We start from the raw sequence: 17,655 nt of genomic DNA on the forward strand, positions 1-17,655 counted from the left end.
CCTCAATTCCATGATCGACGCTGGGAGAGGCTACGGAGCCAGGCGGCGCACCCCGCTCGGGCAGCGCACAGTCCTGCAACTCGTGTTCGTCGCCACGGCTGCGGCCATTTCGTTTGGCTCCTGACTATCAGGGAGCTAATGTGCTTCCGTGGAACTCGTCACCCTCCAGGATGTGCCGCTCGGCCGGCTACTGGTCGTGGCCGGGCACCTCGTCGGGCAGCGGTGGAACCGCTACCTCGCCGAGGAGCACGGCCTCACCCAGGCCGGCATGATCACGCTGATGACGCTCGCCCGGCACGGCGAGCTGCCCCACCGCCAGGTCGCCGAGAAGGGCTTCGTCCGCCCCGCCACCCTGACCGGCATCGTCGACACCCTCGAACGCGACGGTCTGGTCGAGCGGCAGCGCGACGACAGCGACCGGCGCAGCATCCGACTCGCCATCACCCCCGCCGGCCGAGAGCGGGTGGCCGCCCTCGGCGCTCTCATGCACACCGGACGCCCGCTCACCTCGGTCGATGCCGACCCGGCGAAGGCCCAGGTAATCCGGGAGTTCCTACTCGAAGTCATCGGCAGCGGCCACGACCCGCAGATGACCGGACGACCCACCGACGCGGAGGAACCGTCGTGCTGATCCAACTGTTGCGCGGTCAACTGCGCCCGTACCAGAGACCACTGCTGGCGGTGGTGCTGCTCCAGTTCGTGGGCACCATGGCCTCGCTCTACCTGCCCAGCCTCAACGCGGACATCATCGACAAGGGCGTGGCCCGGGGCGACACCGGCTACATCGTGCACACCGGCGGCTGGATGCTGCTGGTCAGCCTGATCCAGATCGTCTGCTCGATCGCGGCCGTCTACCTCGGCGCGCGGGTCGCGATGGGCTTCGGCCGGGACGTCCGCGCCCGGCTGTTCTCGCACGTCAACCGCTTCTCCGCCCGTGAGGTGGCCCGGTTCGGCGCACCGTCGCTGATCACCCGCAACACCAACGACGTCCAACAGGTGCAGATGCTCGTGCTGATGAGCTGCACCATGCTGGTCGCCGCGCCGATCATGAGCATCGGTGGGGTGTTCATGGCGCTGCGCGAAGACATCGGGCTCTCCTGGCTGATGCTGGTCAGCGTGCCGGTGCTGGCCGTCGCGCTGAGCGCGATCATCCGGCGGATGGTGCCGGGCTTCCGGCTGATGCAGACCCGGATCGACACGGTCAACCGGGTCCTGCGTGAGCAGATCACCGGCATCCGGGTGGTCCGCGCCTTCGTCCGCGAGCCGTACGAAACGGACCGCTTCGGTGTCGCCAACGCCGATCTGACCGCCACCGCCCTGCGTACCGGACGGTTGTTGGCGTTGATCTTCCCGGTGGTCATGCTGGTGCTGAACGTGTCCAGCGTGGCGGTGCTCTGGTTCGGCGCGCAGCGGGTCGACTCCGGCGCGATCCAGATCGGTGCGCTCACCGCCTTCCTGGCGTACCTGATGCAGATCCTGATGGCCGTGATGATGGCCACCTTCATGCTGATGATGGTCCCCCGCGCGGCGGTCTGCGCCGAGCGGATCGTCGAGGTGCTGGACACCGACTCCTCGGTGGTCCCCGCCGCCGCGCCGGTCACCGAACTGCCCAGCCGGGCCGAGCTGGAGCTGCGCCGGGTGCGCTTCCAGTACCCGGGCGCGGTCGAACCGGTGCTGCGCGACATCTCCTTCCGGGCCACCGCCGGCACCACGACGGCGATCATCGGCAGCACCGGTGCCGGCAAGACGACACTGCTGTCGCTCATTCCCCGCCTGGTCGACGTCACCGACGGCGCGGTCCTGGTCGACGGGGTGGACGTACGCGAGTTGGAACCCGACGAGCTGTGGCGACGCATCGGGTTGGTGCCGCAGCGGCCGTACCTGTTCACCGGCACGGTCGCCAGCAACCTGCGCTACGGCAACCCGGACGCCACGGACGAGGAACTGTGGGCGGCGTTGGAGATCGCCCAGGCGCGCGACTTCGTCGCCCAGATGCCCGGCGGGCTGGACGCGCCGATCGCCCAGGGCGGCAGCACCGTCTCCGGCGGACAGCGGCAACGCCTGGCCATCGCCCGGGCACTGGTCCGGCAGCCGGAGATCTACCTGTTCGACGACTCGTTCTCCGCGCTCGACCTCGGCACCGACGCACGGCTGCGGGCGGCGCTGCGGCCGGTCACCGCGCAGGCGGCAGTGGTGATCGTGGCGCAGCGGGTGTCCACGATCGTCGACGCCGACCAGATCATCGTGCTCGAGAACGGAGGGGTCGTCGGAGTGGGACGACATGACCAGTTGTTGGAGACCTGCCCGACGTACGCCGAGATCGTGGCCTCCCAGCAGACGGCGGAGGTGGCGGCATGAGCGAGCGCGACGAACCACGGACCCCGGCCGTACCCAGTCAGAAGCCGGCCGGCGACACACCGACGCCGACCGACGGGACGCCACAGCCCGGCGGCGACACACCGACGCCGACCGACGGGACGCCACAGCCCGGCGGCGACACACGGACGCCGAAGCGGCTGCCGGCGGGCCGGCCGGGCGGCGGGCCGCCCTGGATGAGCGCGGGGATGCCCGCCGAGAAGTCGATGAACTTCGGGCCGTCGGCCCGCCGGCTGCTCGGCCGGCTGCGCCCACACCGGCTGCACCTGACCGCGATCATCACGCTCGCGCTGGTGAGCGTCGGCTTCAGCGTGGCCGGCCCGAAGATCCTCGGCCACGCCACCGACCTGATCTTCAGCGGGGTGATCGGCCGGCAACTACCCGCCGGAACCACCCCCGACCAGGCCGTCGCGGCGGCCCGGGCCAGCGGCAACGACAGCTTCGCCGACATGCTGGCCCGGATGGACGTGGTGCCCGGCGTGGGCATCGACTTCGACGCGCTGGGCCGGGTGCTGCTGTTGGCGCTCGGGCTCTACCTGGCGGCGAGCGTGCTGTCGTGGTGGCAGGGCTGGCTGCTCAACGGGGTGGTCCAGCGCACGGTGCTGCGGCTGCGCGCCGAGGTGGAGGAGAAGCTCAACCGACTGCCGCTGCCCTACTTCGACCGGCAGCCCCGCGGTGAGCTGCTCAGCCGGGTCACCAACGACATCGACAACATCTCGACCAGCCTCCAGCAGACCCTCAGTCAGCTACTCACCTCGCTGCTGACCGTGATCGGCGTCCTGGCCGTGATGTTCTGGATCTCGCCGCTGCTGGCCCTGGTGGCGCTCGTCGCGGTGCCGCTGTCGGTGCTGGTCACCCAGCGCATCGCCAAGCGATCCCAGAAGCAGTTCATCGCCCAGTGGACGCACACCGGCGAGTTGAACGGCCAGATCGAGGAGGCGTACACCGGGCACGAGCTGGTGAAGGTCTTCGGCCGGCAGCGCGAGGTGGAGGCCGCGTTCCACGCGAAGAACGAGGAGCTGTTCCGGGCCAGCTTCGGCGCGCAGTTCATCTCCGGGATCATCATGCCATCGATGATGTTCATCGGGAACCTGAGCTACGTGGCCATCGCCGTGGTCGGCGGGCTGCGGGTGGCCTCCGGGACGATGAGCCTCGGTGACGTGCAGGCGTTCATCCAGTACTCCCGCCAGTTCACCCAGCCGCTCACCCAGCTCGCGTCGATGGCGAACCTGCTCCAGTCCGGGGTGGCATCGGCCGAGCGGGTCTTCGCGGTGCTCGACGCCGACGAGCAGAGCCCCGACCCGGCCCAGCCGGCCCGGGTCGCCGACCCGCACGGCCGGGTCGAGTTCGAGCACGTCTCCTTCCGGTACGCGCCGGACAAGCCCCTGATCGACGACCTGTCACTGGTCGCCGAGCCGGGGCACACGGTGGCGATCGTCGGCCCGACCGGCGCCGGCAAGACCACCCTGGTCAACCTGGTCATGCGGTTCTACGAGTTGGACGCCGGCCGGATCACGCTCGACGGTGTGGACATCACCACGATGCGCCGCGACGAACTGCGGGGACGGATCGGCATGGTGCTCCAGGACACCTGGCTGTTCGGCGGCACCATCCGCGACAACATCGCCTACGGCCGCCCCGACGCCACCGAGGAGGAGATCGTCGACGCGGCCCGGGCCACCTTCGTGGACCGGTTCGTGCGCAGCCTGCCCGACGGCTACGACACGGTCATCGACGAGGAGGGCAGCAACGTCAGCGCCGGCGAGAAGCAGCTCATCACCATCGCCCGGGCGTTCCTCGCGGAGCCGTCCCTGCTCATCCTCGACGAGGCCACCAGCTCGGTGGACACCCGTACCGAGGTGCTGCTCCAGCGGGCGATGGCGGCGCTGCGCTCGGACCGGACGAGCTTCGTCATCGCACACCGGCTCTCCACCATCCGCGACGCCGACCTGATCCTGATGATGGAGGAGGGCCGCATCGTCGAACAGGGCACCCACGAGCAGTTGCTCGCCGCCGAGGGCGCGTACCACCGGCTCTACCGCTCGCAGTTCACCGGCGCCGCGGTGGACGAGGAGCCGGCCGCCCCCGCCGCGCAGCCCGCGTCGGTCTGAGGCCGGCAGGTCGTGCACGCAACCGGATCGGCGGGCGGGTCAGCCCGGCGGGAGCAGGTCGGCCGCGCGGGCCGCGACCTGCCCGCCGATCAGGGCGAGCGCGGCGTCGGCGGGCATCGGGGCCAGGGCACGACCGTCGCGCAGTCGCAGGGCGAGCGCGCCGTCGGCGGCCTCGGAGGCACCGAGCACCCCGAGGTACGGGATGCGGCGTCGGGCCGCGTCCCGTACCCGGGCACCCAGCGAACCGGCGGCGTCGACCTCGGCCCGCAGGCCGGCGTCCACGGCCCGCCGGGCCAGGTCGGCAGCCGCGTCGACCTGGCCGTCGCTCACCGGCAGCACCACCAACTGCACGGGCGCGTACCAGGCCGGGAACGCCCCCTCGTGCGCCTCGATGAGGTACGCGAACAGCCGTTCCATGCTGCCGACCAGGCTGCGGTGCAGCATCACCGGCCGACGCCGGCTGCCGTCCGAGTCGGTGTACGACAGGTCGAACCGCTCCGGCTTGTCGAAGTCCACCTGAATGGTGGAGATGGTCGACTCACGGCCAGCCGCGTCCACGATCTGAATGTCGATCTTCGGGCCGTAGAAGGCGGCCTCTCCCGGGGCCTCGGCGTACTCCACCCCGGCCAGCGCGCCGCGGAGCAGATCCTCGGCGCGGGTCCACTGCGCGTCGTCGCCGACGTATTTGTCGCCCGACCCACGCAGCGACAGCCGGAACCCCGCCGGTCGTACGCCCAGCGCGGCGTGCGCGGCGCGGATCAGCCCGAGGATCTCGGCGACCTCCGTGCCGACCTGCTCGGGGGCGCAGAAGGTATGCGCGTCGTTGAGGGAGATGGCGCGTACCCGGGACAGTCCGCCGAGCACCCCCGAGCGCTCCGAGCGGTACATCCCGCCCAACTCCGCGATCCGCAGCGGCAACTCCCGGACGTACTCCTCGACGGCGTGCCGGGCGGCGGCGCCGGCCGGCAGCCAGATGGGCAGGCCGGCGCCGGCCAACGGATCGGAGACGAAGAGGTCCAGCTCGCGGCCGAGCCTACGGTGGTCGATCATGTCGGGCTCCTGGATCGGGTACGACCCGGAGGCGACCTGGACACCGAACGCCGAACGGCCCTCGGGGGCGGATCGCCCCGGGGCCTGGTCGACGGTGGTTACGTCAGAGCGGCACGCCGGGGACACCCGGCGTCGTCGTCATCACTACCGCGCTGCGCATGCGGCGACGCTACCCGTCGGGCGGTCGTGGACGCACCCGGATTTGCGGCGGTGGGCAGGAAGGCGGGCCGCCGGCGCGGGACCCGCCGGCGGCCCTGGGCGGCCCGCGTCGTCAGGAACGGGGGACCCGACGTGCTGGGCCGCGCCGACCACGGTACGCCGACGGACGCCGATCCGGCGACCGCCTCGGGCCGGGTTGGGCCCGTCACCAGCGGGTGCCTGCCTCGTTGGAACGGGGTGGCCCTGTGGTGTCGACGGTCACGACGCCACGGGGCTGTCCACGGTGACGCCGGCCACGCCGTCAGGCTCAAGACACCCAATCGGCCGCATCCGGCGAGGTGGCAGGCGTGCCTGAACTACTGACTGACGTCGCATCGCCGACGTGGGCGTACCTGGTGCTGCTCGGGCTCCTCATCGTCGACGCCTTCGTACCCGTCATCCCCACCCAGATCGTCATGATCACCAGTGGTGCGCTGACCGTGTACGGCGGCCTCAGCCTGCCGGTCACCATCGCCGTCGGCGCGCTCGGCGTGTTCGCCGGTGACCTCGCCTGCTACCTGCTCGGCCGCGTCGCCCCCGACCGGCGGGCACCCCGGCACGCCGAGCCCAGCCGCGCCCGCCGCGTCGCCAGCCGGGTGACCCAGGGACTCCGACAACCCGGCCCGCTGGTCATCCTGCTCTGCCGGTTCGTGCCCGGTGGACGGATGGCAGCCTGCTTCTCGGCCGGCCGCAGCCGCTACCCGTACCGACTGTTCGCGCTCTACGAGACGATCGCCGCGCTGGGCTGGGCCACCTACGGCGCGCTGATCGGGCACCTGGGCGGCACCGCGCTCACCGAGTCGGCCTGGCGGCTGGCCATCATCGCCGTCGCCGCGGCGGCCGGCTTCGCCGCGGCGGGATGGGCGATGACAGTGTTCAGCGCCCGTCAGGCCCGCGCCGCCGCCGTCGACATCCCAGTCGACTGAGTGTCGTTGGACCAGCTGGTCGGCGTCGATCCGACGACCTACCTGGGCGGCATCGCGTCCTTCGACGAACTGGACGCCGGCGGGTTGGCGCAGCTGCTCGAGTCACGGTTCGTCGACCCGTACGACCGCCAGAACGCCGCGCCGCCGGTGTGGCGGTATCTACGCGGAACGCGTCGACGCCGGCCTGAGCACCGACGCCACCGCGTTCCGCACCGAGGCCGACGCCGTCGTTCTAAACGGCCACCTGGAGTGCTTCTGGGGCTGAGCGCTCGCCGTCGTCACTCCAGCTCGTGCAGCATGAGCTGGCGGGCCGCCTCGGTGATCGAGCCGGAGAGGCTCGGGTAGATGGTGATGGTCTGGGCCAGCTCGTTGACCGTGAGGTTGTTCTCCACCGCCATGGTGATGGGCAGGATCAGCTCGCTGGCCTTCGGAGCCACCACCACACCGCCGACCACCTGACCGCTCGCCGGCCGGCAGAACAGCTTCACGAAGCCGTCGGCGAGGTCGTCCATCTTGGCCCGGGCGTTGCCGGACAGCGGCAGCATCACCTGCCGGGCCGGCACCTTGCCGGCGTCCACCTCGTCCTGCGAGACGCCCACGGTGGCCAACTCCGGGTCGGTGAAGACGTTCGCGGCGACCGTCCGCAGCCGTAGCGGGCGGACAGCCTCGCCGAGGGCGTGCCACATGGCGATCCGACCCTGCATGGCGGCGACGCTCGCCAGCAGCAGCACACCGGTGCAGTCACCGGCGGCGTAGATACCGGGCACGTTCGTCCGGGAGACCCGGTCGACGGTGACGTAACCGCCCCGGCCCAGCTCGACGCCGTACTCGGCTAGGCCCAGGTCAGCGGTGTTCGGGATCGAACCGACCGCGATGAGGGCGTGCGAACCGGTGACCTTGCGGCCGTCGGAGAGCTCCACCTCGACGCCGTCGGCGGTACGCCGCACCGCGTCGGCCCGGGAGTTGTTGAGGATGTTCATGCCCCGGTTGCGGAACACCCGCTCGATGGCCGACGCGGCGTCGGCGTCCTCGTGCGGCATCACCCGGTCGCGGCTGGAGACCAGGGTAACCTCCACCCCCATCGCGAGGTACGCACTGGCGAACTCGGCGCCGGTCACGCCCGAGCCGACCACGATCAGGTGCTCCGGCAACTCCGGCAGGTCGTACACCTGACGCCAGGTCAGGATGCGTTCACCGTCAGGTAGGGCGGTGGGCAACTGCCGGGGTGTCGAGCCGGTGGCCACCAGCACGGTGGACGCGGCGATCGAATATTCCTCGCCGCCGTCGGCGGGCGTGATGATGACCCGGTGGGTGTGCCCGAGCGCGTCCTCGCCCAGCCGGGCGGTGCCGGCCACGAAGATGACGCCCGCCTTGAGCAGCTTGGCGTGGATGTCGGCGGACTGCGCCAGCGCCAACCGCTTCACCCGCGCGTGCACCGCCTGCGCGTCCACGGTCACCGCCTCCAGGCCGTCCGAGTGCACCCCGAACTCCTCGGTGTCCCGGTAGCCGGTGACCACCTGAGAGCTGGCGATGAAGGTCTTCGACGGTACGCAGTCGGAGAGCACGCAGGCCCCGCCCGCGCCGTCGGCCTCGACCACGGTGACATCGGCGTCCAGTTGGGCGGCGACCAGTGCCGCCTCGTACCCGGCCGGCCCACCGCCGATGATCACGATCCGGCTCACAGCGCCATCCTTTCGCTCGCGACTGCGGGGCTCCGCTGCGCTGCACTCCTCGCGCTCACCACGTTCGCCCTTCGCTTGTGCTCACAGTGACTTTCTTCTCCCGAGCGCATCCGACACGCACAGTCGTATTCTCCCCCACCCATCCGCCGGGCTATCGTCATCGCCGTGGGTCATCACGCCGCCTACGGCTCAAACCTCGATCCGTCCCGGATGCGGGCCTACTGCCCGCACTCCCCGATGGTCGGCACCGGCTGGCTGGAGGGCTGGCGGCTGACCTTCGCCGGCGAGGACGTGATCGGCTGGGAGGGCGCGGTCAGCACCGTCGTCGAGTCCCCCGGCGACCGGGTGTTCGTGGCGATCTACGACATCCACCCGTACGACGCGGCGCAGCTCGACGAGATCGAGGGCGTCACCGCCGGCACCTACCGCAAGCTGCACGTACGGGTCTCCACCCTCGACGGCGACGTCACGGCGTGGATCTACGTGTTCGACGGGTACGAGGGCGGCCTGCCGACGTCGTGGTACCTGTCCGAGATCGCGAACGCCGCCGAGAAGGCGGGCGCGCCGGACGACTACGTCACCGAGCTGCGGTCCCGCCCCACCGGCACCGCGTCCCCGTAGCGCGTATCCCACTCCCCCAGTCTGCAACCGGCACCGATCCGGACGCCCGTCGGGCCCGGCCGGGGTCGTCAATCACACACCGGCGGCCGGGACGACCCGCTCGTACATGTCGGTCCACCCGGTCTCCCGCAGGCCCACCGATCGGTAGAGCGACACCGGGGCCGTCGGGTTGGTGAGGTCCACGCCGAGGCCGGCGAACTGCCGGCCCTTGTCGGCGTAGCGGGCGAACGCGCGGCGCAGCAGCGCCGCACCGACACCCCTGCGGCGGTACGCGGGCAGCACCGACAGACTCTTCACCCAGCCCTCCTGCCGGTCGAGCGCCTGGTCCGAGGACTGCAACGCGCCGGCGAGCACCCCGTCGACCTCGGCGACGAACCACTCGTCCCAGGCGGTCACGTCACCGATGCGGGCCCGCCACCGCTCGTACGACAGCGGCTCGTGGTCCGGGGTGTCGCCGAAGGCGGCGTCGTGGATCCGGTGGAACTCCCGCAGCTCGGCCTCGTCGTCGAAGCGGACCGGCCGTACCGTCACGCCCGGCGGCATCGCCGCCTCGGCGGGCAGGTCGCCCAACGTGCGGCGCATGCGCACGTACCGCTTGGCCAGGGTGAAACCCGCGGCCCGCAGGTCCCGGTCCCAGTCGCGCTCCGGGGCGAACACCGCACAGCGCGCGGTGAGCGCCGGCAACCCCCGCTCCGTTGCGCGCTCGGCGACCCGGTCGAGCTGGCGGGCGAGCAGCGGCGCACGGAGGTGGGCGGCCCGCTCGGGGTCGACGTAGACCTCCACGAACTCCCGGCCGACCCCGGTCGGGTTGTCCACCGTCGCCCAGGCGACGACGGTGTCGTCCGGGTCGAGCGCCAGCCAGGAGTCCCGGCTCGGGTCGAAGGAGGGCGCGGTCAGCGCCTGCTCGACATCCTCGGCGTCGAAGTCGGGATGGCCGACGGCGAAGGTGTCGGCGGCGTGCACCACCGCGAGGATCGCCGGGACGTCGTCGAGGGTGGGCCGGCGCGTGGTCCAGCCGGCGGGAAGGGTCACGGCAGTAGATCCTGGCAGCCGACGACCGAGCGCGCCGCCCATTTTCCGCCGGGCCCGGTGTACGGAGCCGTGAATCAGTTCTGGCCGGGACTCGCCACGGGTAACCCTGCTTCCTTGGCGCATTCGAGCAGTCGGCGATCGTAGGTGACGAAGGCGACGAGTGCGGTGCCGGACTCGTTGGTCAGGACCTGGGCGGTGGCCAGGTGGATGGCATCGAGACTGCGGAGCATCGGTTCGGCGAACGCGGCCGCAGTGGCGCGGATCGTACCGTCGATCTCCAGTCGAAAGAGCCGTCCGACGGCTGCGGGCACGCCGACCAACGCCTGCGGAGCCGATCGGCGCAGGGCCCGGGGCACCTCCACCTCGACAAGGGCGGAGGAGACCAGCGGCACGTCGGGGTGGGTGTTGAGCCAGGAGACGAGGTCGGCACTGCACGCCTCCTGCCTGACCAACTTCACGACGGCGGCCGAATCGAGATAGATCACCAGCGTTCCTCGTCCCGCATCGCGGTGAGCGTGGCCGCCACGTCGACTTCCCCGTCGCCCAGCTTTGGTGGAAGGGGTACCGGCCCTCCGCCGGTGGGGGCGACGGCACGGCCGGACGCCACCAGTTTGGCCAGCATCGACCTGTCGTCGCTCACCGGGACGAGTCGGGCGATCGGGTGACCACGGTCGGTGATCTCGACCGTCTCGCCACCGCTCACCCGCGCCAGTACCTGACTGGTGTTCTGGTTGAGCTCCCGGACTCCGATGCGTTCCATAAAACAAAGTGTAGAACGAGATGTTCTACACTTCCACCTCTTCGCATCCGCTACTCGGGCCGTTCAGGTGCGGCCGGCGCGGGTGTGGTGCAGCAGCTCCACCAGCTCGGTGCCGTCGGCGGGGCCGAGCGCCGCGAACGCGGGCGCGGCCAGCCGGTTGGTCACCGCCTCCGCCCACAGCCGCCGACGCACCAACGGCCCGACCGCGGGGTACGGCGGCGGCCAGCCGCACGCCACCGCGCCGGCCTCGCCCTCCGGCCCGGCCAGCACCGCCTCCAGCGGGGTCATGCCGGCGGCCCGTACCGCCAGCAGGTAGGCGCCCGTGAAGTGTTCACGCAGCAGTCGCAGCCCGGCCGCGCTCCGGGCGCCCGGAGAGTGGTCCGGCAGCGGCATCGCCCGCCACGCGGCGAAGAGCGGCATGCCGCTGGCGTCGGCCGCGGCGACCGCCCGCTCGACGAGGTCGGCCAGGCGCTCGACCTCGGGTAGCACGCCCAGCATCTCCGTCCCCCACCGGCAGCACTCGGCGAGACTCGCGGCGGCCACCTCGACCGGCGGCAGGACCCGGGCGGCGGCATCCCAGCCGTCCGCGACGGCGTCCGGCGCGACGAAGCCGATCGCCGCGGCGGCCGTCTCCGCGCGTACGTCGCCGAGCGCCCCGGCCCGACCGCTGATGTAGAAGGCCCAGCCGGAGATGCCGAGCAGCCGAGCCCGACGCAGCGTGCTCGGACACCTGCTGAACCCGTCGCCGAGGTCGAGGACGGCGGGTTTGCTGGCGGCGGCGAGCTGCTCCGGCGTCATCCGGACGCCACCCGCGCTCGCGGCTCGGGGACGGCCGCCCGTAGACGGCCCACCCACTCGTCGCCGTCCATCGATGTCAGTCTGCCGCCCCACCGGCCGCGTCCGCATCCCCCTCTTCGGCCACCAACGCCTCGACGGCCGCCTCGACCTCGCCCGCCCGGCGGCGGGCCACGGTCACCGCCCGTTCGGCCGCCCGCCGGGCCAGCTTGGACCGGCTCAGGTCCTGTTCCGCCACCGCGCGCCGGCGTTCCAACTCGGCCAGCTCCGTCTCGATCCCATCGAGTACGGCGACCCCGTCGCGCTCCTGCCCGACCGCGTCGGCCAGCTCGTCCTCGGCCCGCTGCTGGTCGGCGCGGGCACGGTCCAACTCGCGGTCCAGTGCCCGACGGCGGCGGGCCCGCTCGGCCCGGGCGGCTCGCTGCGCCGCCCGCTCGGCCTGCGCGGCACGCTCCCCGGCCCGGTCGGTACGGCGATTCGGCTCCGGGCTCTCGCGCTGGGCGCCCGGCTGTCGAGCCGGTGGCTCCTCCTCGTCGCCGGTGACCAGTCGCAACTGCGGGCGGGGCACCTCACCGAAGCCGGCGTAGGTGGCCGAGCGGAGCAGACGCCCCGCCCGTACCTGCTCGGCGACATCGGCGTCGGAGAGCGCCGCGTTCAGGGTCGCCTCCACCTCGGCCAGTGGCAGCCGGCTGGCCGGCGGCGCCTCGGGCTCCGCCGCGGCGAGCGTGCGGACCTCGGCGACCAGGGCCGCGACCACCGCCCGACGCTGGGCCGACAGCTCCCGCAGCCGTGACCCGCGCAGCTCCCGCTGGGCGGCCCGTAGCGCGTCGGCCAGACCGACCAGGTCGTCCACCAGCTCGGGTCGTTCGATGGCGAGCAGGTTGACCAGCCAGGCGGCGACGGTGGGGCGGCGCAGCCGGGCCAGTTGCCGGGCGGTGGTCGTGTCCCCGGCTCGCCGGGCCTCGGCCACCGCGGCGTCCCGGGCGGCCACGAACCGGTCCGGTGGGGTGCGGTAGAGCTGCCGCACCAGCTCCACGGAGGGGCCGGGCATCGCGTCAGACGTCCACCCGGGTACCGGGCTCCAGACGCTGGTACTCGGTGCCGGACATCGCCCCGTACTGGCGGTTGAGCACGCCCAGCCCGTGGTTGTTGAGCAGGGCGTCGTGCAGGGCGTACGCGCGGCGCGGAGCGACCGCCCGGATGAAGTCGAGCACCTCGGAGAACTTCGACCAGGGCGCGTGGATCGGCGCGAAGAGCGTGTCGACTGGCGACTCCTCCGGTACGACGAGGGAGTCGCCGGGGTGGTAGACCACGTCGTTGATCAGGTAGCCGAGATTGTCGATGACCGGGATGTCCGGGTGGATGACCGCGTGCCGCCCCCCGTACGCGCGGACCGCGACCCCGGCTGCGGTGAACGACTCACCGGATTCGACGGGGCACAGCGCCTCGGCCGCGTCGCCCAGGGCGTCGACCAGCGAGGCGGGGCCGTAGATCGGGAACGGCTGCCGGTCGAGCTGGAGACGCACCGCGGCCGGGTCGAGGTGGTCCGGGTGCTCGTGGGTGACGAGCACCGCGTCCGCGCCGTCCAGCGCCGTCCCGGGATCGCTGAACACCCCGGGGTCGACCACGAGCACTCCCCCGTCGTGTTCCACCCGGAGACAGGAGTGGGCGTACTTGGTGAGCCGCATCGTGACTCCTCGACTATCGAATCGTGACGTCCTCAGCGCAGTCTGCCGGAACCAGCGGGCGTGCGCGTCGCGTCCGAGCTATCGCCACTGAAGCTGACCACGATGGGAGCGGGGATGGACGGACGGACAGGACGGCGCCGCGGCGCACTACTGGCGGCAGGAACACTCACGGCGGCGCTGGCCCTTGCGGGGTGCAGCGCCGGCGACAGCGGATCGGCGGACTCGGCGGGTCCGGCGGGTCCGGCGGGTCCGGCGGGTCCGGCGGCCGAGGCCCCGGCCATGGACAGGGCGGCTGACAAGGGCAGCGGCGCGGAAGCGGCGGGGACGGCCGGGGCCGGTGCTCCGGATCTGCGGGTCGACCAGCGGTCGATCATCTACACCGGATCGATGCGGGTACAGGTGACCGATGTGGACGCGGCGGCCCGCGAGGTCAGCGCGGTGGTCACCCGGGCCGGTGGCTTCATCGGCGGCGACCTGCGACGCAGCGCCGAGGCCGACGCGGTGGCCGAACTGCAGTTACGGGTGCCGGCGGCCAAGTTCTCCGCCGTGGTGGAGGAGGTCGCGAAGCTCGGTCGGCAGCAGAGCCGGGAGATCAACACCCAGGACGTCACGGAGGAGACCGTCGACCTGGAGGCCCGGATCATCACGCAGCGGGCGCGCGTGGACAGCGCACGACGGCTGCTCGCCCGCGCCAACTCGATCGCCGACCTGGTGTCGTTGGAGAACGAGTTGGGTCGCCGGGAGGCGGACCTGGCCTCGTTGGAGGCCAAGAAGCGGCGGCTGGCCGACCTGACCGCGCTGTCCACGATCACGGTGGCGCTGGCCGGGCCGGCGGCGAAGACCAGCGAGGAGAAGACCGAGACCGGTTTCCTGGTCGGGTTCAAGGGCGGCTGGAAGGCGTTCACCACCTCGATGACCATCCTGCTCACCGTCGTGGGCGCGCTGCTGCCGTGGGTGGTGGCGCTCGGCGTACCGCTGGCGGTTCTGCTGCTGGCGCTGCGCCGGCGACGGAGGTCGCCGGCGCAGGCCGCCGAGGTCAGCGCGCCGCCGCCAGTGCCCGCAGCGCGGTCTGCACCATGACGCGTACGCCGGCCGGGATGGCCCGCTCGTCCACGTCGAAGGTCGCGCGGTGCAGGTCGACGTTGGGTCCGATACGTCCCACGCCGAGGCGGGCGAGGGCGCCGGGGACGTACTCCAGGTACCAGGAGAAGTCCTCGCCGCCCATGCTCTGCGGTGTCTCGGCGATCCCCTCCGGGCCGAGCGCGGCACCGGTGGCGGCGGTCAGCACCTGGATCGCCCGGGAGTCATTGCTCACTGGCGGCCGACCACGCAGGTACTCCAGATCGACCGTGGCACCGGTCGGGGCGATCACGTCCCGCACCACCTGAGCCACGATCTTGGGCGCCTTCTCCCAGGTGTCGCGGTCCATGACGCGCAGCGTGCCCGAGGCGGACGCCTCGGAGGGGATGACGTTGTAACGGGTGCCGGCCGAGGCGTGGCCGAACACCAGCAGCAGCCCGCTGTTGGCCGGCACCCGGCGGCTGACCAGGGCCGGCACCTCGGTGATCAGCCGGCCGAGGGCGTCGACCAGGTCGACGGTCAGGTGCGGGCGCGCGGTGTGCCCGCCCGGCCCGGAGAGCCGGACGGTGACGTTGTCGGCGGCGGCTGTGATCGGGCCGACCCGCAGGCCCACCTGGCCCACCGGCAGGTTCGGGTCGCAGTGCAGCGCGAAGATCTGCACGACGTCGTCCAGGCCGCCGGCCTCGATGACCTCCAGCGAGCCGCAGGGCAGGATCTCCTCGGCCGGCTGGAAGATCAGCCGGACCCGGCCGTCCAGCTCGCCGAGGTCGGCTAGCTGGGCGAGCAGCATGCCCACGCCGAGCAGGATCGAGGTGTGCACGTCGTGGCCACAGGCGTGGCAGACGCCCTCGACGGTGGAGCGGTACGGCACGTCCTTGGGGTCGTCGAGCGGCAGCGCGTCGATGTCGGCGCGGAGCGCGACGATCGGGCCGTCCGGACGGCCGTTGACGTCACAGATCACGCCGTTGCCCTTGGGTAGCAGCCGCGGGCGCAGACCCGCCAGCGAGAGTTCCCGCGCGATCAGGGCCGCCGTCTCGAACTCCGTACCCGACAACTCAGGGTGCGAGTGAAGGTGACGGCGCGTGGCGATGAGCCCCGGTACCCGAAGGGCGAGGAGGTGGTCCAGGTCGCGGGGCAGGGGCTGGGACCCGGGCGCGGTCTCCAGCCAGGACGACGCCAGCTGGCCGCCCGTGGGCAGCGTCAACGCACTCGTCACGTCGAATTCTCGATCACTAGAGATGGATGGATCATCGGGGACAGCAGACAGCCTAGACCTCCGGCGGTGACGCTGCGCAACCTCGTTACGGTGATGATCGGCTCGCGTAGCGTCACGTATGCCCTGCTGAGGGCGCTCATCGAGGTGCGGGACCGCAGGTAGATCGCGTTCGAACGCCGACATCCGCCCCCTCACCTCCTACAACGCGTAACCGGCCCGAGTGTCCATGAGTCGCGACGCCACGCATGGATCCCCACCGCGAATTGTCGCATTAGTCGGGGTGATGAACTGACACTCCGACAATAAGACGACCACGCTCCGCAACGGGCCGGACAAGGACGCTCACATACGCTCGCGCAACCCGACCGCACACGGTGTGCGTTCCGGCGCACCTTTGGCGTACCCCCGGAGCCGGGTGGGCACACCCGGCGCGGTCGGCGTCAGAACCGGTCGGTGGGCCGGTACTGGCCCCACACCTGCCGCAGCGTCCCGCAGACCTCGCCCACCGTGGCCCGGGCCCGCAGCGCCTCCCGCATCGGGTACAGCACGTTGTCCGAGCCTTCGGCGGCTGCCCGCAGGTCGGCGAGTGCCCGCGTCACCGCGTCGGCGTCCCGCCCGGCGCGCAGCCGGGCCAGCCTCTCGGCCTGCGCCGCCTCGATCGTCGGGTCGACCCGCAACGGCTCGTACGGCTCCTCCTCGTCGACCGTGAACCGGTTGAGCCCCACCACGACCCGCTCGCTGGAGTCGATCTCCTGGGCGATCCGGTACGCGGACTGCTCGATCTCCCGCTTCTGGAACCCGGCCTCGATGGCGTCGACCGCCGAGCCGTGGTCGGCCACCCGCTCCATCAACTCCACGGCGGCGGCCTCGATCTCGGCGGTCATCGCCTCCACCACGTACGAGCCGGCGAACGGGTCGACGGTGGCGGTCAGGTCCGTCTCGTACGCCAGCACCTGCTGGGTGCGCAGCGCGAGCCGGGCGGCCTTCTCGGTGGGCAGCGCGATCGCCTCGTCGAAACTGTTGGTGTGCAGCGACTGCGTGCCGCCGAGCACCGCGGCCAGGCCCTGCACCGCCACCCGGACCAGGTTCACCTCCGGCTGCTGGGCGGTGAGCTGCACACCGGCGGTCTGGGTGTGGAAGCGCAGCATCATCGACTTCGGATTCTTGGCGCCGAAGTCGTCACGCATGAGCCGGGCCCAGATCCGCCGGGCGGCGCGGAACTTCGCCACCTCCTCCAGCAGCGTGGTGCGGGCCACGAAGAAGAACGACAGCCGGGGCGCGAAGTCGTCCACCGCGAGCCCCGCGGCCAGCGCGGCCCGGACGTACTCCACACCGTTGGCCAGGGTGAACGCGATCTCCTGCGCGGGCGTCGCGCCGGCCTCGGCCATGTGGTAGCCGGAGATGGAGATGGTGTTCCACTTCGGCACCTCCTCACGGCAGTACGCGAAGGTGTCGGCGACGAGGCGCAGCGACGGCTTCGGCGGGAAAATGTACGTCCCCCGGGCGATGTACTCCTTGAGGATGTCGTTCTGGATGGTGCCGTTGAGCGCGGCGCCGGGGACCCCGTTCTCCTCCGCGACGAGTTGATAGAGCAGCAGCAGCACCGAACCGGGCGCGTTGATGGTCATCGAGGTGGAGACCTTGTCCAACGGGATGTCGGCGAAGAGCAGCCGCATGTCCTCGATGGAGTCGATGGCCACCCCGACCTTGCCGACCTCGCCGTGCGCGATCGGGTCGTCCGAGTCGTACCCCATCTGGGTCGGCAGGTCGAAGGCGACCGAGAGACCGGTCGTGCCGGCCCGCAACAGTTGGTGGTACCGCGCGTTGGACTCGGTGGCGGTGCCGAAGCCGGCGTACTGGCGCATGGTCCACGGACGGGAGGTGTACATCGTGGGGTAGACCCCTCGGGTGTACGGGAACTCGCCCGGGCCGCCCAGCCGGGAGTCCAGGTCCTCCGGAAGGTCAGCCGCCGTGTAGACGCCCTTGATCGGGAAACCGGACTCACTTGACCGCCGTTCACTCATCCCCGGATGGTAGGACGCCCTGGCCGAAGGTCGGGTGAGGGATACCGCACAGTGCGTCTCGACCGGTCGACGGGAGGTGAACACCCGGGCACGATC

At 71.7% G+C, this 17,655-nt stretch carries 16 protein-coding genes; 6 read left to right on the forward strand and 10 right to left on the reverse strand.

Going from position 1 to position 17,655, the window contains the following annotated elements:
• Window positions 1-148: 148 nt before the first annotated feature.
• The 3 genes from ACLQ24_RS01330 (at window position 149) to ACLQ24_RS01340 (ending at window position 4,487) form a co-directional block, all read left to right on the forward strand.
• Window positions 149-631, forward strand: a complete 483-nt coding sequence (locus ACLQ24_RS01330) for a MarR family winged helix-turn-helix transcriptional regulator (RefSeq protein WP_425888557.1) — start codon at window positions 149-151, stop codon at window positions 629-631.
• The gene (locus tag ACLQ24_RS01335) at window positions 625-2,358 is read left to right on the forward strand and encodes an ABC transporter ATP-binding protein (protein ID WP_425888558.1); all 1,734 of its coding nucleotides are present in this window, start codon (window positions 625-627) and stop codon (window positions 2,356-2,358) included. The genes ACLQ24_RS01330 and ACLQ24_RS01335 overlap by 7 nt, the downstream gene beginning before the upstream one ends.
• A 194-nt stretch (window positions 2,359-2,552) precedes the next feature.
• On the forward strand, window positions 2,553-4,487 hold the full coding sequence (locus ACLQ24_RS01340) for an ABC transporter ATP-binding protein (RefSeq protein ID WP_425888656.1): 1,935 nt from the start codon (window positions 2,553-2,555) through the stop codon (window positions 4,485-4,487).
• 39 nt (window positions 4,488-4,526) lie between these two features.
• Here ACLQ24_RS01340 and ACLQ24_RS01345 read toward each other — a convergent pair whose 3' ends face one another.
• Complete coding sequence (locus ACLQ24_RS01345; protein ID WP_425888559.1) at window positions 4,527-5,537, reverse strand: aminoacyl--tRNA ligase-related protein; 1,011 nt, start codon at window positions 5,535-5,537, stop codon at window positions 4,527-4,529.
• Window positions 5,538-6,043: 506 nt separating this feature from the next.
• On the opposite strand from ACLQ24_RS01345, the gene ACLQ24_RS01350 reads away from it, so the two are divergent.
• Window positions 6,044-6,661 carry a DedA family protein gene (locus tag ACLQ24_RS01350; protein ID WP_425888560.1) on the forward strand — a complete coding sequence of 206 codons (618 nt, stop codon included), beginning with the start codon at window positions 6,044-6,046 and terminating at the stop codon, window positions 6,659-6,661.
• Between the two features lie 278 nt (window positions 6,662-6,939).
• Here the strand turns inward: ACLQ24_RS01350 and ACLQ24_RS01355 are convergent, their stop codons facing one another.
• The gene (locus tag ACLQ24_RS01355; RefSeq protein ID WP_425888561.1) at window positions 6,940-8,343 is read right to left on the reverse strand and encodes an NAD(P)H-quinone dehydrogenase; all 1,404 of its coding nucleotides are present in this window, start codon (window positions 8,341-8,343) and stop codon (window positions 6,940-6,942) included.
• 165 nt (window positions 8,344-8,508) lie between these two features.
• Here ACLQ24_RS01355 and ACLQ24_RS01360 point away from each other — a divergent pair, with 165 nt between their 5' ends.
• Complete coding sequence (locus ACLQ24_RS01360; protein ID WP_357175024.1) at window positions 8,509-8,964, forward strand: gamma-glutamylcyclotransferase; 456 nt, start codon at window positions 8,509-8,511, stop codon at window positions 8,962-8,964.
• A gap of 72 nt (window positions 8,965-9,036) precedes the next feature.
• On the opposite strand, the gene ACLQ24_RS01365 is transcribed toward ACLQ24_RS01360, so the two are convergent.
• The 6 genes from ACLQ24_RS01365 to ACLQ24_RS01390 form a co-directional block, all read right to left on the reverse strand.
• Window positions 9,037-9,996, reverse strand: a complete 960-nt coding sequence (locus ACLQ24_RS01365; RefSeq protein ID WP_425888562.1) for a GNAT family N-acetyltransferase — start codon at window positions 9,994-9,996, stop codon at window positions 9,037-9,039.
• A 74-nt stretch (window positions 9,997-10,070) separates the two neighbouring features.
• Window positions 10,071-10,481 carry a type II toxin-antitoxin system VapC family toxin gene (locus tag ACLQ24_RS01370; RefSeq protein ID WP_355048914.1) on the reverse strand — a complete coding sequence of 137 codons (411 nt, stop codon included), beginning with the start codon at window positions 10,479-10,481 and terminating at the stop codon, window positions 10,071-10,073.
• Window positions 10,478-10,756, reverse strand: coding sequence for a type II toxin-antitoxin system Phd/YefM family antitoxin (locus ACLQ24_RS01375; RefSeq protein ID WP_355048915.1), 279 nt, complete (start codon window positions 10,754-10,756; stop codon window positions 10,478-10,480). The genes ACLQ24_RS01370 and ACLQ24_RS01375 overlap by 4 nt, the downstream gene beginning before the upstream one ends.
• A gap of 63 nt (window positions 10,757-10,819) precedes the next feature.
• Window positions 10,820-11,554 carry an SCO6745 family protein gene (locus tag ACLQ24_RS01380; RefSeq protein ID WP_425888563.1) on the reverse strand — a complete coding sequence of 245 codons (735 nt, stop codon included), beginning with the start codon at window positions 11,552-11,554 and terminating at the stop codon, window positions 10,820-10,822.
• A 76-nt stretch (window positions 11,555-11,630) separates the two neighbouring features.
• Window positions 11,631-12,602: a hypothetical protein gene (locus tag ACLQ24_RS01385; protein WP_425888564.1), complete on the reverse strand. Its 972-nt coding sequence runs from the start codon at window positions 12,600-12,602 to the stop codon at window positions 11,631-11,633.
• A gap of 4 nt (window positions 12,603-12,606) precedes the next feature.
• Window positions 12,607-13,239: an MBL fold metallo-hydrolase gene (locus ACLQ24_RS01390; RefSeq protein WP_425888565.1), complete on the reverse strand. Its 633-nt coding sequence runs from the start codon at window positions 13,237-13,239 to the stop codon at window positions 12,607-12,609.
• A 114-nt stretch (window positions 13,240-13,353) separates the two neighbouring features.
• On the opposite strand from ACLQ24_RS01390, the gene ACLQ24_RS01395 reads away from it, so the two are divergent.
• Window positions 13,354-14,319, forward strand: a complete 966-nt coding sequence (locus ACLQ24_RS01395; protein ID WP_425888566.1) for a DUF4349 domain-containing protein — start codon at window positions 13,354-13,356, stop codon at window positions 14,317-14,319.
• On the opposite strand, the gene ACLQ24_RS01400 is transcribed toward ACLQ24_RS01395, so the two are convergent.
• Complete coding sequence (locus tag ACLQ24_RS01400; RefSeq protein WP_425888567.1) at window positions 14,276-15,535, reverse strand: amidohydrolase; 1,260 nt, start codon at window positions 15,533-15,535, stop codon at window positions 14,276-14,278. The two genes, ACLQ24_RS01395 and ACLQ24_RS01400, sit on opposite strands and share 44 nt — an antisense overlap.
• Window positions 15,536-15,975: 440 nt before the next feature.
• Entirely contained in the window at window positions 15,976-17,559 is a 1,584-nt protein-coding gene (locus ACLQ24_RS01405; RefSeq protein WP_425888568.1) for an acyl-CoA mutase large subunit family protein, read from the reverse strand.
• Window positions 17,560-17,655 lie beyond the last annotated feature (96 nt).

It is taken from the genome of Micromonospora sp. DT4 (genome assembly GCF_049841675.1).
Classification (GTDB): Bacteria; Actinomycetota; Actinomycetes; order Mycobacteriales; family Micromonosporaceae; genus Micromonospora.

Bases quoted from the DNA above. Each gene is read 5' to 3' on its own strand.
- ACLQ24_RS01340 (WP_425888656.1), top strand. From the start codon at position 2,553: ATGAGCGCGGGGATGCCCGCCGAGAAGTCGATGAACTTCGGGCCGTCG.
- ACLQ24_RS01345 (WP_425888559.1), bottom strand. From the start codon at position 5,537: ATGATCGACCACCGTAGGCTCGGCCGCGAGCTGGACCTCTTCGTCTCC.
- ACLQ24_RS01375 (WP_355048915.1), bottom strand. From the start codon at position 10,756: ATGGAACGCATCGGAGTCCGGGAGCTCAACCAGAACACCAGTCAGGTA.
- ACLQ24_RS01380 (WP_425888563.1), bottom strand. From the start codon at position 11,554: ATGACGCCGGAGCAGCTCGCCGCCGCCAGCAAACCCGCCGTCCTCGAC.
- ACLQ24_RS01385 (WP_425888564.1), bottom strand. From the start codon at position 12,602: ATGCCCGGCCCCTCCGTGGAGCTGGTGCGGCAGCTCTACCGCACCCCA.
- ACLQ24_RS01390 (WP_425888565.1), bottom strand. From the start codon at position 13,239: ATGCGGCTCACCAAGTACGCCCACTCCTGTCTCCGGGTGGAACACGAC.
- ACLQ24_RS01395 (WP_425888566.1), top strand. From the start codon at position 13,354: ATGGACGGACGGACAGGACGGCGCCGCGGCGCACTACTGGCGGCAGGA.
- ACLQ24_RS01405 (WP_425888568.1), bottom strand. From the start codon at position 17,559: ATGAGTGAACGGCGGTCAAGTGAGTCCGGTTTCCCGATCAAGGGCGTC.